Origin of the sequence: Novipirellula methanifontis, from assembly GCF_052161655.1 — a bacterium.
Classification (GTDB): domain Bacteria; phylum Planctomycetota; class Planctomycetia; order Pirellulales; family Pirellulaceae; genus Novipirellula.
In genome coordinates this window covers 9,338,307-9,352,707 of the sequence record NZ_CP197418.1, presented here as the reverse complement: position 1 = coordinate 9,352,707, position 14,401 = coordinate 9,338,307, and the positions used below count along the sequence as shown (strand labels likewise).

5 protein-coding genes are annotated in these 14,401 nt (G+C 54.4%); 3 read left to right on the top strand and 2 right to left on the bottom strand.

What is annotated here, in order from left to right:
* Window positions 1–8 precede the first annotated feature (8 nt).
* Together SH528x_RS33250 and SH528x_RS33245 are read right to left on the bottom strand one after the other, a co-directional pair.
* Window positions 9–965, bottom strand: a complete 957-nt coding sequence (locus tag SH528x_RS33250) for a MotA/TolQ/ExbB proton channel family protein (RefSeq protein ID WP_442507718.1) — start codon at window positions 963–965, stop codon at window positions 9–11.
* Window positions 965–4,294, bottom strand: a complete 3,330-nt coding sequence (locus tag SH528x_RS33245; protein WP_442507717.1) for a tetratricopeptide repeat protein — start codon at window positions 4,292–4,294, stop codon at window positions 965–967. Before SH528x_RS33245 ends, SH528x_RS33250 begins: the two co-directional genes overlap by 1 nt.
* Window positions 4,295–4,840: 546 nt before the next feature.
* Here SH528x_RS33245 and SH528x_RS33240 point away from each other — a divergent pair.
* From SH528x_RS33240 to SH528x_RS33230, 3 genes are all read left to right on the top strand, one after another.
* On the top strand, window positions 4,841–5,830 hold the full coding sequence (locus SH528x_RS33240; protein ID WP_442507716.1) for an NAD-dependent epimerase/dehydratase family protein: 990 nt from the start codon (window positions 4,841–4,843) through the stop codon (window positions 5,828–5,830).
* 144 nt (window positions 5,831–5,974) lie between these two features.
* Window positions 5,975–10,702 carry a PVC-type heme-binding CxxCH protein gene (locus tag SH528x_RS33235; RefSeq protein WP_442507715.1) on the top strand — a complete coding sequence of 1,576 codons (4,728 nt, stop codon included), beginning with the start codon at window positions 5,975–5,977 and terminating at the stop codon, window positions 10,700–10,702.
* A gap of 288 nt (window positions 10,703–10,990) precedes the next feature.
* Window positions 10,991–14,083 (top strand): FG-GAP-like repeat-containing protein, encoded by a 3,093-nt coding sequence (locus SH528x_RS33230; protein WP_442507714.1) that lies wholly within the window; start codon window positions 10,991–10,993, stop codon window positions 14,081–14,083.
* Window positions 14,084–14,401 lie beyond the last annotated feature (318 nt).

Sequence of the window (14,401 nt, the reverse complement as noted above, 5' to 3'; positions counted from 1 at the left end):
GGCTCGTCTTATTTCGCCTCACTTCGCACCTTCGGTGGCACCGGAGGTGCAGGTGGACGTGCCGGTTCAGAGTTCATCTTGGTTCGCTCGATGTTGTGAAGCATGCCTTGATTATCGAGTCTTCGGCGACCCACCATGTGAGCCATCCGTGGAGTCAGATCAAACGCGAGCTTTTCAATCTGGTTGAACAATTTTGCCAGTCGGTTTTCCAGAAATTGGGCGAACATGGCTGCCGGGATCGCCACGATCAAACCAGCCAGCGTCGTGACTAGCGCCGTGTAAATCCCTTCGGAAAGTTGTTCGCTGCGACTGCGGTCCGCTGTCAGCGTTGTCGATTCATGGAACGCGACAATCATTCCCCACACCGTGCCAAGTAGTCCCATCAGCGGCGTCGCCGCGGCTGCCAAATTTAGCCATCGAATAGGCGCGGCGTGTCCATCGGCTTCGCGTTGGATCGTTTCTTTGACCGCGTCTTCGATTTCGCCAATCGGTTGCCCGGTGCGCAGCAACATCGTTCGGATGGCGGTCGCAGCTGGTGACGGAAAATCGTTGCAGGTATGAAAGGCAATATTGGGATTGAAGTTTTCGGCGGGTTCAGAGATCGCGTACAGTTCGTCGACCAATGTGCGAGGAATGATTTTGCTTTGCCGCAACGTCATCAGTCGTTCGGTTGCCAACGCAACGACAAGCAGACTCATCAATCCAATCGGGATCATAAACCGACCCCCACGACTGATTAATGACAACAGATCGATCGACGACGGCTCGACGACTGCGGATTCGGCATCAGCCGGCGGGTTCCCGTCTTGCATCACCGATTGAATTTCCGCCGCGTCAAAACGCATCTCTCCAGCGTCTTGGCTGCGCACGACAAGCGTGTCCAGCGAAAGCATCACGAACATTGCAACCACCACCGCAAACGCGATTCGGTGCAGTCGATTCGGATTGTGATTCGTAAAATTCACTACTTTTTCAAAGCCTCTAATTGCGTTTGTGCTTTTCCTGCCAGCTCGTGCTTCGGATGTTTTGCAACAACATACTGAAAGAAGTTAACGGCAAAGTTTTTTGATTTCTGTTTGGCTGCTGCCGTTTTAGCTTGTTGCATCAGCAACTCGCTGCACCGCCCTGCTTCATACCCGCTTTTGGCTTGCCAGTTCTTGATCGAATCAGAAGCTTGTTCGGCACCAAAACCGAACATGACCTTTTGGAATTCTGGAATTGCGAGATCAAAACGTCGATTGGCGAAATGAATCTCACCGATCATAAAGCGAGCCCGAGCCGCCGTTTCGTTGCGATAATTGTCAGCGACTTCGCCAAACGATTGCAGGGCTTTGTCATTGTTTCCGGATTGCTGATACGCAAATCCAGTTTCGTAAAAGGCCTGAGTCAAATAATTAGTGGATGGAAAGCGTGCGAGAAGTTCCTCGTACCACTTGATCGCGTCGTCCCACTTTTTGAGCTGCGAAGCACTTTGTCCTCCATGCAGCAGGACCAGTTCTCGGGCTTGGCGATCCGCTGCATCGCGTACGGTTTTTGCCGTGTCGTCGTCTGCTTGAATTCGTTTCCGGGCGACCTCGAAGCCAGCGAGTGCTTTCTCGAAATTACCCTCATTGAACCGACATTCACCCACCATCATTAAAGCGTCAAACGCCAGCGTGCCATCGCTGTGTTTTGCGGCCTGCTGTTTAAATGCATTCTCCGCTTCATCAAAGTTGCCCGCTTTGAAGTGTGACCATCCAAGTCGATAGTACGCCTTTTCCGAAAGTTCGGAATCGGTAGTGTTCTTTGCCGAGGCGAGGAAGTACTCCGCCGCTTCCTTCCAATTCTTGTTCTCGTAAAAATTCTGGCCAACAAAATAGGCCGCTTCCCCAGTCAAGGACGTATCGGGTGATTTGGCGATCAACTTGGTGAACGACTCGACCGCAGCCTCCTGTTTTCCAGCCTCGCGATAGGACCAGCCCAATTCGTACAAGACTTTGTCTAGGTCGGGATAGTCGGGAACTTCGGTGACCAATCGTTCGAGCAACTTGGCCGCTTGTTCGGGTTTCTTTTCCTTCTGTTCGATCAGCGCCAATTCATAGAGCACATGCCCCAGATTCAATCCCGTTGGGTCGAGCGCCAAGTAGGCTTCGAGGTCCTTGCGGGCGGCGGGAAGTTGATTCAAGTTTCGCTCTGCGATGCCTCGCGCCAACAACGCTTCGGCTCGAATTGCATGAGTCGAATAATCGTTCAGTAGCGAGTCGAGCGACGTCATCGCTTCTTTGTGCTTGCCGTTTTCCATCAATAGTTGAGCCCGGCTGTAATACGCATACGGCATCAGCCCAGGGTCGGCACCGGAGGCAATGATCTGATCATAAAGCTTGGTTGCCTCCTTCGAGTTTTGTTGGGTGGTGGCCAGTTGAGCGAGTTTAAATCGAGCTTGGTCCGCCATCCGGCTCTTCGGATCTTCTTTAACAATGGTGGTCCATGCCGTTTGGGCTGCGGCTGTGTCGCCCGTGGCAAATAACGCCTGGCCCGACATCAACAGTGCCTCGGTCGCACGAGGCCAACTGGGATCTGCTTCGTGACTCGCCCGAAATGCCTTTGCTGATTCTGCTGCATTTCCCGCCATCAAATAGGCTTGACCGAGCAACAATTGAGCCTCGGCTCGTTGTGGTTTCTCAGGCAGTTTTGCCGCCTCGCCCTTCAGCATCGCGATGGTTTCGTTCATTCGTCCGGCCATGTTCAACGCGATCGCGGCACGTAAAATCCAAATTGGACGCTGCTGAGTGTCCGCAGGATCTGAATTCTTGACCAACTCTTTGAACTGTCCTGCCGCCTCGGCCGCGTCGCCCAAAATGAACTGGCTCTCGGCCTTCACGAAACGAACATCGGGGGCCAGCGTGTCGGAGGGGAATCTTTTTAGAAACTCGGTCGCCAATTCGATTGCGTGTTTGGACTGGTTTAGCTGCAGTGCCGAAAACGCTGCGTTGTAGAGCGCACGTGGCGCAAGTTCGTCATCGGGAGCGTCACGATATGCCTTCTCAAACGCAGCAAGCGACTCTTTCAGCGTGTCGGGATTCATCGACAACGCTTCTGCCAAATCCAATTTCAGCGTCGCGACAAAGTCTCCTTTGGCCGACTTGTCGAGCTGCTTCTTGGCAACCGCCAACGCTTTGGCGGCATTCCCTTTGCCAAGATGAATTCGGGCCAGCCAGTGGGCCGCTTCGGTCGATGCTTCGGGATTGTTTTGTTCTAACACTCGCTCAAAACGTTTTGCCGCTTCGTCGATGTCACCACTTCGATAAGTGCTCTGTGCCGAGGCCAGCGTTGCGGATGCGGTATAAGGAGAATCGGGGTAATCGCTTAGCAACTGTTCGTATTTCTTCGCCGCTTCGCCTGGCTCGTTCGCTTGCACGAGCGCGAACGCTTGTCGGAAGATTGCGTATGCCAAATCTTCGTCGTTGTCGCCGGATTTGATCGCCTCCGCAAACGACTCAACCGCTTGCTTGTATTCCTTTTTCATGATGGCGGTGTCGCCAATGCGAAGATGGACGTCGGTGACCAAGTCACTTTTTTCACAACTGCCTAACAGCTGACGAAACGATGCCACCGCGTTGTCATATTGGTCAAGCTCTTCGTAGGCGACGCCTCGCGCATAGAGTGCGTCGCATCGCAACGGAGAATCCTTGGCTGACTGTAATGCCAAAAGCTGGTCATAGTTGGCAATCGCTTTCTTGGCATCGCCCAGTCCGTAGGCCGCCTCGCCACTGTAAAACAGGGCACGATCGAGAAACTGACTTTGGGGGAATTCTTTGCGGAGGGTTTCAAACGTTTTGATCGAGTCTCGCAATCGGTTTTCATCGCGGTTGGGAGCCTCGCCGGCGGCAGAGTACAGGCACCACCCGCGATTAACGAGGCTCTCTTCGCGTAATTCGTAATCCGGGTCCTTTAACGCACGGCCAAACGCGTCCGATGCGGCCACGTAATCGGGGGCCTCTTGCTGCATGAAACAAACGCCCAGGAAGTGAGCTGCCTTGGATGCCATTGGGTCATCCGGGTACTCCTTCAAAAAACGTTGCCAATGTTCGATTGCCAAATCAATGGCACCGTTGGTTTGAAAATTCGCCGCGTCCGCATAATCTGCAATCGATTCTTCGGTGGACTCTTCAGCCCCGCTGACGCTGCCGAGCGATGTCGATCCCGATAGCACAATGCATGCAAGCCAACCCAAGGTGAGCTGGCGGAGCGAACCAATCTTAGAAAAATCGATTCGGAACAGGTGAAAGCGGACCTGCGTTTTCAACACGAACATGACCCCCCCGGATGAGCGTAGGTGTTTCAGCAAATATGGAACTGTGCGAGCGTTCCATTAAAACGAGAACCGTGCGAACTCGTAAACGACTAATTCTAGCGAGAGGACCGTACAGGCGATAGTTTCACGATCCCGTCCACTACAGTTTAGCAAGAGGCCGGAATCAGTAGCATCCACCCGATTTGCAAAGCTTTCCTTGTCGTCATTGTCGGGCTCATTCCAATTCCTCGCCTGGATAAATTGACGAAAGAATACGTGTACACCAAAACAGCTAGATCCATGCAATGCGATGGCTCGATGCTGTCGAAGTTAGAACAAACGACGGTGTTGGTCGAACATGGCAAAATGACTGTCGCGATTTGCTGGCGGCGAAGCTTCCCGTCGGGTCTTGTAACGGCAGACTGTGTTCCCGCAGGATAGGCAAGGTTTGTTCAGCCCAGAGATGGTTCACCGGGATACGCCGAACAAAGGTTCGGATACACTAGAACATCTCTTTCGTGCCTTTTTGCAAGACTTCTTCTTTTCTTTTGAATGATCGGAACAACGGTGAGTGAACTGACTTCGGTAATCACGGGTGGTGCTGGGTTTATTGGTTCGCATTTGACGGAATCGTTGCTTTCGCAAGGGCACCGCGTGATCGTGGTCGATGACCTGTCTACGGGGCGTAAAAATAATATTGAGGGCCTGCTGGACAATCCCAAAGTCGAGTACATCGAAGGTTCGGTCACCGAAGAATCGCTGGTCAACGAAGTCGTCGATCGAGCCGATCGGGTTTATCACTTGGCGGCCGCCGTGGGCGTTGCGTTGATTGCAAAACAGCCGATTCAAACCATCGAACGTAACGTCTATCCCACTCAGCTGATTTTGAATCGCTTGGGGGAACGAGCAAACAGGGGCGACTTTGTTCCTTGTTTCATCGCCAGCACCAGCGAAGTGTATGGCAAAAACCCGAAAGAGGTTTGGTCCGAAGAAGACGATCTCGTATTTGGTGCGACGACCAAGCCGCGATGGAGTTACGGTGTTTCCAAAGCGATCGATGAATTCCTCGGTCTAGCGTTCTACAAAGAAAAACAGTTGCCCGTCGTCGTCGGTCGATTCTTTAACGTCGTTGGCCCACGTCAAACCGGAGCCTACGGGATGGTACTGCCGCGGTTTGTCGAGTCGGCGCTTCGCGGAGGTCCGCTGGTGGTTCATGACGATGGTCATCAAGTGCGATGTTTTGCTCACGTGGACGATGTCGTCCGAGCCGTATCGGATTTGGTCAACAAACCGGATACCGCTGGCCGTGTTTACAACATTGGCAGTGATGTGCCCGTCTCGATCTTGGAATTGGCTCAGCGTGTGGTCGAGCGAGTCAATCCCAAAGCGACGATCGAGTTCCAGACGTACGCCGACGCTTATGATGATTCGTTCGAGGACATCCGACGTCGGGTTCCCGATTTGACGCGGATCCGTGAAGCGATCGGTTACGCTCCCACCAAAGATCTCGATGGGATCATCGACGCGGTGGCGAAATACCAAGCCTCGTACATGTAGTCTCCCAACTCCCAACTCCTCGCTGCACCCCCGCCTTCGCTTCCAGCTATACTCATCGGTCCCCCCCTTCGCGAAAACGTCTTTCGCGAATATCGCGGGCCCAGAATTGCCGGCCCTGCATCGCCCCAGTCGGAGAGTGAGTGAATGGTTGTCGTACGTCATTTCTTAATTGCCACGTTGATTTCGGCTGCGGGGACAGTTTTCGCCGCCGAGCAGGCCTTGGTGGGTTGGAAAACTGTTGGTTGGAAAACCCAGCAGCTCTCGGGCGAATTCTTCAGCGAAGGAGCCACCTCGGGTGACTTTAATCAGGATGGTGTGGTCGATATTGCGTCGGGTCCGTTCTGGTACGCCGGTCCCGACTTCAAGAGCAAACATCAATTTTACGCCCAAGATGCCTTCGACCCTCACGGCTATTCGAACAACTTCTTTGCCTACACCGACGACTTTAATGGTGATGGCTGGGATGACGTGTTGGTGTTCGGGTTCCCGGGCAAGGATGCTTCGTGGTTTGAGAACCCCAAGGGAGCGGATCGCTTTTGGCCTCGTCATCAAGTTCTCGAGCGCGTGGACAATGAATCACCGACGTTCGTGGATATCACCGGCGATGGCAAACGCGAGATCGTTTGCAGCCAAGATGGCTATTTCGGGTTTGCCGAAATCAATTCGGGATCTCCCGAGGCTCCGTGGAACTTCCGTCGCATCTCGACCGAAGTCGCTGGCGGTCGCTTCACTCATGGGCTAGGCATCGGAGATATCGATGGTGATGGCCGTTTGGACCTGATCGAAAAAAATGGTTGGTGGAAACAGCCCGACTCGCTCGAGGGCGATCCGTTGTGGCAGCAACACGCGTTTGCCTTTTCGCCAGGCAACGGCGGGGCACAGATGTTTGCATCGGATGTCGATGGGGACGGGGATAACGACGTCATCACCTCGATCAACGCACATGGGTTTGGTCTGGTGTGGTACGAGCAGATCAAATCCGAAGGAACGATCACGTTCAAGTCACACCGGATCATGGGGACAACCGCAGCCGAAAATCCGTACGGCGTCTGTTTTTCGCAACTTCATGCGATCGAGCTCGTCGATATCAACGGCGACGGATTGGATGATATTTTGACCGGCAAGCGGCATTGGGCACATGGACCGCGGGGAGACTCAAATCCGGGCGATCCAGCGGTCGTGCATTGGTTCGAATTGTCTCGGGCTGCCGAATCCGAATCCGCAGTCGAGAACGCCACCGAAGCGGTAAAGGTACAGTGGATTCCGCATTTGATCGATGATGATTCGGGCGTCGGAACCGAGGTGAACTTCGCCGATCTCGATGCGGACGGAGATCTCGATGTTTTCGTCGGTAATAAGAAAGGGACGTTTGTGCATTGGCAACAACGTCGTCCAGCAGCCAACGTTGACACGTCCAGGTTGTCGCCGCGGCCACGCGATCTCGGTGCTCGTCCTGCCACAAGCGGACTGCCCGAAAACGAGGGGCTTTCGCCACAGCAGGCTGCCGAGGCGATCACCGTGCCCGAGGGGTTTCGCGTTCAATTGGCCGCGGGCGAACCGATGGTGCACCAACCGATCGCCATGACGCTCGATGATCGCGGTCGGTTGTGGATCGCCGAAGCTCACACCTATCCCACACGTGCTCCGCAAGGCGAGGGGAAAGACAAAATCATCATCCTTGAAGATGAGAACCATGACGGAGTGTTTGATTCTAGGAAGGTTTTTACCGAAGGGCTGAATCTGGTTAGCGGTTTAGAGATCGGATTTGGTGGCGTATGGGTCGGTGCGGCTCCCTATCTGATGTTCATTCCCGATCGCGACGGCGATGACGTTCCCGACGGTGAACCGGAGATTCTGCTGGATGGTTTTGGTTACCACGATACGCACGAGACGCTGAACGCATTCATTTGGGGACCCGATGGTTGGTTGTATGGATGCCACGGTGTATTTACCCATTCCAAAGTCGGGCCGCCGGGAACCGCGGATGCCGATCGCACGCCGCTGAACGCCGGTGTGTGGCGTTATCATCCGATCCGGCACCAATTCGAAGTCTTTGCGCACGGCACCAGCAATCCGTGGGGCGTCGATTTCAACGAGTTTGGGCAATCGTTTGTCACAGCGTGTGTGATCCCACATATGTACCACATCATCCAAGGAGGGCGATACCAACGACAAGCGGGCCGCCATTTTGATCCTTACGTCTACGACGATCTTAAAACGATCGCCGACCACGCTCACTACGTCGGCAGCATTGGCGATCACGCGTGGTGGGGTGGCCGGAACGAAGCGAGTGCACTCAATGACACCAGCGCCGCCGGGGGCGGGCATGCTCATTGCGGCGCGATGATTTATCAAGGCGACAACTGGCCGACTCAGTATCGTGGTTCGATGTTGATGGCAAACATTCACGGCAATCGCATCAACAATGATTTGTTTCGCCGCTCCGGAAGCGGTTACGTTGCCTCACACGGCGCCGATTTTTTGTTTGCCAACGATCGATGGTTCCGCGCAATCAATATGAAGTACGGCCCCGACGGCAGTGTTTATCTGATCGATTGGTATGACAAAAATGCTTGCCATCGCATCGATCGCGAAGTTTGGGATCGCACCAATGGTCGTGTCTTTCGGATCCGCTTTGGCAGTACTGAGTCCAAGGCGGTTCATTTATCGGGCGAAGACAACGATGCCTTGGTTGCCTACCACACTCACGAAAACGAGTGGTATGCGCGAATGGCCAGACGTCTATTGCAATCACGATGTTTTGGTGTGGGGACGATGGCACCGCTGGACTCGCAGCAAAAGGAACAGCTCACCGATTCGCTCGAGCAGTTAGCGTTTGGTACGAACGAAGTGTCGGTGCGGTTACGTGCTATTTGGACGCTGCATGCGTGCGGGCTGTTAACGACGCGGCACATCGAGCGGCTGCTTGATGATCAAAGCCACAAGGCCGAGTACCTGCGTGCTTGGGCGATTCAGTTAGAGATGGAAGATTCCGAAACCACCCTGCTACCAAAGTTGGCCAAGATGGCGGCGACCGATTCCTCGTCACACGTCCGTTTGTCGCTGGCGAGTTCGCTACAACGATTGCCGATCGACGATCGTTGGCAGATTTTGTCGGGGTTGGTACGGCACGCGGATGACGCGGGTGATCCGAATTTGCCGTTGATGGTTTGGTATTCGGCGCAGCCTTTGGTTGTGGAGGATACGCCACGAGCGTTGTCGTTGGCGAAAGAGTCGCGTATTCCACTTGTGCGGCAATTTATCTATCGGCGTGCTGCGGCGGATCCGGCTGCGATCAATCACTTGTTGGCTGAACTTGGCACGCTCAAGGACATCGAAACGCAAAAAATAGTGCTGGCTGAAATCACTGCGGCGATCGCCAATCAAACTCGTTTGAAAATGCCCAAACAGTGGCCTTCGGTCTACGAAAAACTGGCCGCCAGTGGCGATCCACAAATTGCCTCGCAGGTGCAAACGATCACGGTCAAATTTGGTGACGCCTCGATCTTTCCCAAGTTGCGTGAAATTGTTTCGAACGTTCAGCTCGATGTCAATTCTCGCTCCAGTGCCCTTGCGGCGCTCGTCAGCGGGAAAGACCGAGAACTGTTGCCCGTACTTGTTTCGTTATTAGATGACTCGCGACTGCGGCGTCAAGCGATTCGTGCCTTGGCTAACTACAGCGAGATGGAGGGCGCCGCAGCAATCATCACTCATTACGATCGCTTTTCTAATGAAGAAAAGTCCGATGCGATTGCCACTCTGGCTTCGCGAGCCACGTTTGCTGCCGAATTACTTACCGCTGTCTCGGATGACAAGATCCCACGTGGCGATTTGTCGGCGTTTACGATTCGGCAAATTCAATCGCTCGGTGACGATTCGCTGACGAAACGGGTGAACGACGTGTGGGGAACGGCGCGAACATCGCCCGCAGAGAAGCTCGAGCGGATTGCCCGGCTAAAGCAGCAGCTAACCGCCGAGGTGCTCAGCAAAGCCAATCTTCCTCACGGACGTGTCCTGTTTAACGAGACGTGTGGTAAATGCCATCGATTGTTTGGTAGCGGCAGCGACATTGGCCCTGATATCACCGGTTCCAATCGTGCCGATATCGATTACTCGTTGCAAAATATCATTGATCCTAACGCCCTGATCGGACGCGATTATCAGGCGACTCAAGTGCTGACCGATGACGGACGCGTGATCACCGGATTGCTAAAAGATGAAACGCAGACGGCACTGGTTATTCAAACCGCAACCGAAAAAGTGATCGTTGACAAGCAAGAGATCGAAGAGCGAACGCTCGCTAAGACATCCATGATGCCCGAAGGCCAATTGGACCCTATGTCAGCAGACCAAGTGCGAGATTTGATCGCCTATCTGTCCAGTCCCGTTCAAGTGCCGTTGCCAGGATCCGTACCAGTGATCGACCCCAAAACGAACCGCGTGTCCGGTGCCGTCGAAGCGGAATCCGTGACGTCGTTGAGTGTGACACGAGGAAAAGTGCAGCCACAGAATATGCGTGGATTCAAAGCAGGTAAATGGAGCGATGGGACTCATCTGTGGTGGACCGGTGGCAAGCCCGGCGACAAGTTGATGTTGTCGATTGACGTCGAGAAACCGGGCACATACGAGGTTTTCGTGGCGATGACCAAGGCCCACGATTACGGCATCGTTCAGTTTTCCATCAATGATGCCAAAGCGTCCTCGCCGATCGATCTGTTCAACAAGGCGGACGTCGTGGCGACGGGCCCGGTGTCGTTAGGGACGCATCCACTCGATCGAGGATCCAACCAAATTCAAGTTGAATTGACTGGTGCAAATCCCGCAGCCACCCAAGCGTTCATGTTCGGACTGGACTACATCTACTTGAAGTGAAGCTACGGTATAATGAGGGACCACTTGTCGATCCTGTCGTAGCGGAATTCGTCAAGAATTTCGGCACCAACAGGAAACGCGGTAAAGCATTTATTAGCGGTGTTTTACGGGTTTTCATAACCCGACACGTAAGCGAGCGACCCTGCTTTCCAAGAACATTCCCTCGCTTGCTTGGTTACTCCGTGAACTCGACGATAACGGTCGTTGCGGCGTGAGTATTGCTGCGTAACGATAGTACGTTTTTGATCGATTCTCGAAGGCGGGTGCGACTCGCCCTTTTTTTTGACTATGAACTTTTTACGTGATACGACCAACGAATCTTGCTTAGGGATGTACAAGCAAACGGCCCAACCGCAGAGGCTTTGTAAGGCCACGACTCGCTCGCGATCGCTACCATCGCTGGTCGGACTCGCGTCGCTTTGTCTGGCTGCACTGGTTTCCGTGGGATGCGGACGCGAAACCTCGGACTCGCCGAGTGTTGCCGAGACGCCGCAGGAGCGGCCCGCCGTCGCAGCGGACGAAGCCGCACGTATCGCGATGCAGCGAGGGGATTGGGCGACGGCCCAGACGAGGATACAGGAAGCGTTGCTGGTCCGGCCCGATGATCCAGCTGTTTTGGAGCTTGCCGGTGATATTGCGGCGGCGTCGCGGCGGTTTAGCGAAGCCGTCGAGCTGTATCAATCCGCAGTCGAAAACACGCCAAAGCCATCGCTGGCGTTACTGGACAAGGTCGGTAAGGGATGGATGAACCTGGGGCGTCCATTTGAAGCGGTGCGGACGCTCGAGTCTGCAGTGCAGCTGTACCCGAAACAGCCCGCTGTCCGCACTGACCTGGCTGGGTTGTTGGCGGCGCTGGGGATGCAACATCAGGCGGGACCGCATCTGCAGTGGCTTGTCATGCGTGGTCACGCCGGTGTGAACGAATTGATTATGTTGTCCGATCTGGCCCGCCCTCAGAATGATGTTGCGATCAGCGAGTATTCGCTAAAGCATTCTCCCTCGGATCTTCGTCCGCAATTCTCGCTATCGATCGCCGATGCATACAAAGATGACTGGTCAAAGGTGCGTGTACGACTCCGTCCGGTTGTCGCCAAATATCCGGAGTTCACGATTGCACACGCTTATTACGGACGTGCAATCGCCGAGCTCGGCGATGAAGATGCAGTGCAAGAATGGTCGACGTCACTTCCCGAGGGAATCGAAGACGAGCCTCAGTATTGGATGGCTGCCGCGGTGTGGGCGGAACGTCGAGGAGACATAAAGCAAGCCGCTCGTGGCTATTGGCAAGCGGCAACACTCGAGGATGACAATGCCGAGGCGCTCAGTCGACTCGCGATTGTGCTGGCGGAATTACAGATGGACGCGGCATCGCGTGCGATCTCCGAGCGTGCGGGGCATCTCGCTCAAATGCGTGATGCCGTCGATCTGCTGCACTCACGTCAAGACAATTCTCAGAAAGTGGCCGTTCGCGTCGCTAAGGCGATGCAAGAGCTTGGCCGGCCCTGGGAAGCCGCCGGATGGCTTCGTGCCGGAGCGATGATGAACCACGAACTTGACCCCTCGCTACGTGAAGTCTATGCCTCGGTTCGCGCGACTTTGACCGCGGAAACACCATGGCAGTTGCCGGAGAGCAAGATCGCGAATGATCTCGACTTATCCGATTTTCTCGCAATTAGTTGGACGAGTGGCAAGCGATACTCGACTACCGAAACGGCCGAGTCAGCCACCGGGGGGCGTGGGATTCGTTTTGAGGACCAGGCTGCTTCGCGCAACCTAAATCACACATGCGCGGTTCAAATGCCTGAGCGTGGCGAAGCGGGATTGTGGATCTATCAGTCTGGAGCGGGTGGGGCGGCAGCAATCGATTTTGACTTGGACGGTTGGATGGACGTCTATTTGACCGCGATGGATGGCGATCCCCAGCAAAACAATTCGGCGCCCAATCGATGCTTTCGAAACTTAGCAGGGCAATTTTCCGACGTTACGGGCCTCTCTGGGCTTGGTGATGCTGGGTTCGCTCAAGGGCTTGCGGTAGGCGATGTGAACAGCGACGGGTTTGATGACATCTACGTTGCGAATTACGGACTCAATCGTCTGTATCAAAACAATGGCGACGGCACGTTTACCGATGTCACAGACGCGTGGGGGTTAAGCGGCGAAGACTGGACCACTTCGGTTGCCATGGCTGACATTGACCAAGATGGTTACGCCGATTTGTTTGATGTTGGCTACTGCGGTGGTCGCGATGCCTTTGAGGTCCCGTGCAGGGAAGAGGGCAAAATCATGGCGTGTCTGCCCAAGTCATTTCCGGCCCAGCGCGATCGTGTTTGGCAGGGACAGCCCGATGGCCGATTTGTCGAGGTGACCGACACGTGGCTTGAAAAACATGATTCGGCTCACGGCTTAGGGATCGTCGTGGGGCGATTGGATGAAGTCCCCGGTTTGGATGTGTATGTGGCCAACGATATGGCGGCGAACCACTTTTGGTCGGCCTCAACGCATCGCGATGGTTCGTTCGGTTTAAGTGAGCAAGCGGTCGTTCGAGGGTTGGCGGTCGATCGCCGCTCGTTGTCACAGGCATCGATGGGGATTGCGGTAGGTGATCCAGATCAGGATGGCGATTTTGATTTTTACTTGACGCACTTCGCTGCAGAATACAACACGTACTACGAGCAGATCCGTCCCGGATTGTGGGCCGATTTGACCTCGCGTGTAGGGCTGGCCGAACCGACTATGCCGATGCTCGCGTTTGGAACTCAGTGGTTCGATGCGGATAACGATGGCTCTCTTGAGTTGATGGTGGCCAATGGGCACCTGAATGATTTTCGTGAAAAAGGAAACGCTTACCGCATGCCAATGCAATTCTTTCATCGCTCGTCCGATGGGGGCTGGTCAACATTAAATCCCGATCACCTGGGTGAGTATTTCCGTACGAAGCGATTAGCCCGCAGTTTGATCAATTTGGATGTTGATCGTGATGGACGCCAGGACGCCTTGGTCACTCATCTGTTTGATCCTGTAGCTCTGCTGGTGAACCAGTCGGTAAGTTCGTCGCCCTCAGCCAATCCGGAAACGTCGGAATCGCCGCGATCATTGGCGTTCTATCTGAAAGGCACCGATGGGCCTCGGGATGCGATTGGAGCCGTTGTGTCAGTGGAAATTGCAGGAAAGCAATCGGTGGGGCAATTATTCGCTGGCAATGGGTATCAATGTTCCAGCGAACGATGCGTGCGTTTCGGGTTGGGTGATGCTGCTGTTGCAGAGCGAGTCAGCGTCCAGTGGCCCAGTGGAAATCGGGAAGAATTTGGTCCGCTTAGCGGAGGCGGTGAGTACTTGATTAGCGAAGGAAGCGGCGAAGCATTCCCGTTTCGCAAGCGATAAACCAGCAGGCGATGCGGTATCTGGTCGTGAGGCTGATTGATGAAGAAGTCAGTGCGTCGTCTGACATTTCCACATCCGGATGATGTTGCAACCCATCTTGGTAACCGACGCTGTGTCTGTTGGGCAGCTACCCCCAGACCCGTCAGCGAAATAATAAAGACATGCACGCCGAGCACGCGGTCATCCGTTTTGACATGGAGCATCTCTCACGCACGCCGGGTGGCGGTTGTTGTTAGCCGATTCAAAGCAAAGCGTTCGCAAGAAATAGCGGTGATCGATTCCTTGTTAGTCGACAGTATACTCAGCTCTCGATATACT

Bases quoted from the DNA above. Each gene is read 5' to 3' on its own strand.
- SH528x_RS33245 (WP_442507717.1), bottom strand. From the start codon at position 4,294: ATGTTCGTGTTGAAAACGCAGGTCCGCTTTCACCTGTTCCGAATCGAT.
- SH528x_RS33235 (WP_442507715.1), top strand. From the start codon at position 5,975: ATGGTTGTCGTACGTCATTTCTTAATTGCCACGTTGATTTCGGCTGCG.
- SH528x_RS33230 (WP_442507714.1), top strand. From the start codon at position 10,991: ATGAACTTTTTACGTGATACGACCAACGAATCTTGCTTAGGGATGTAC.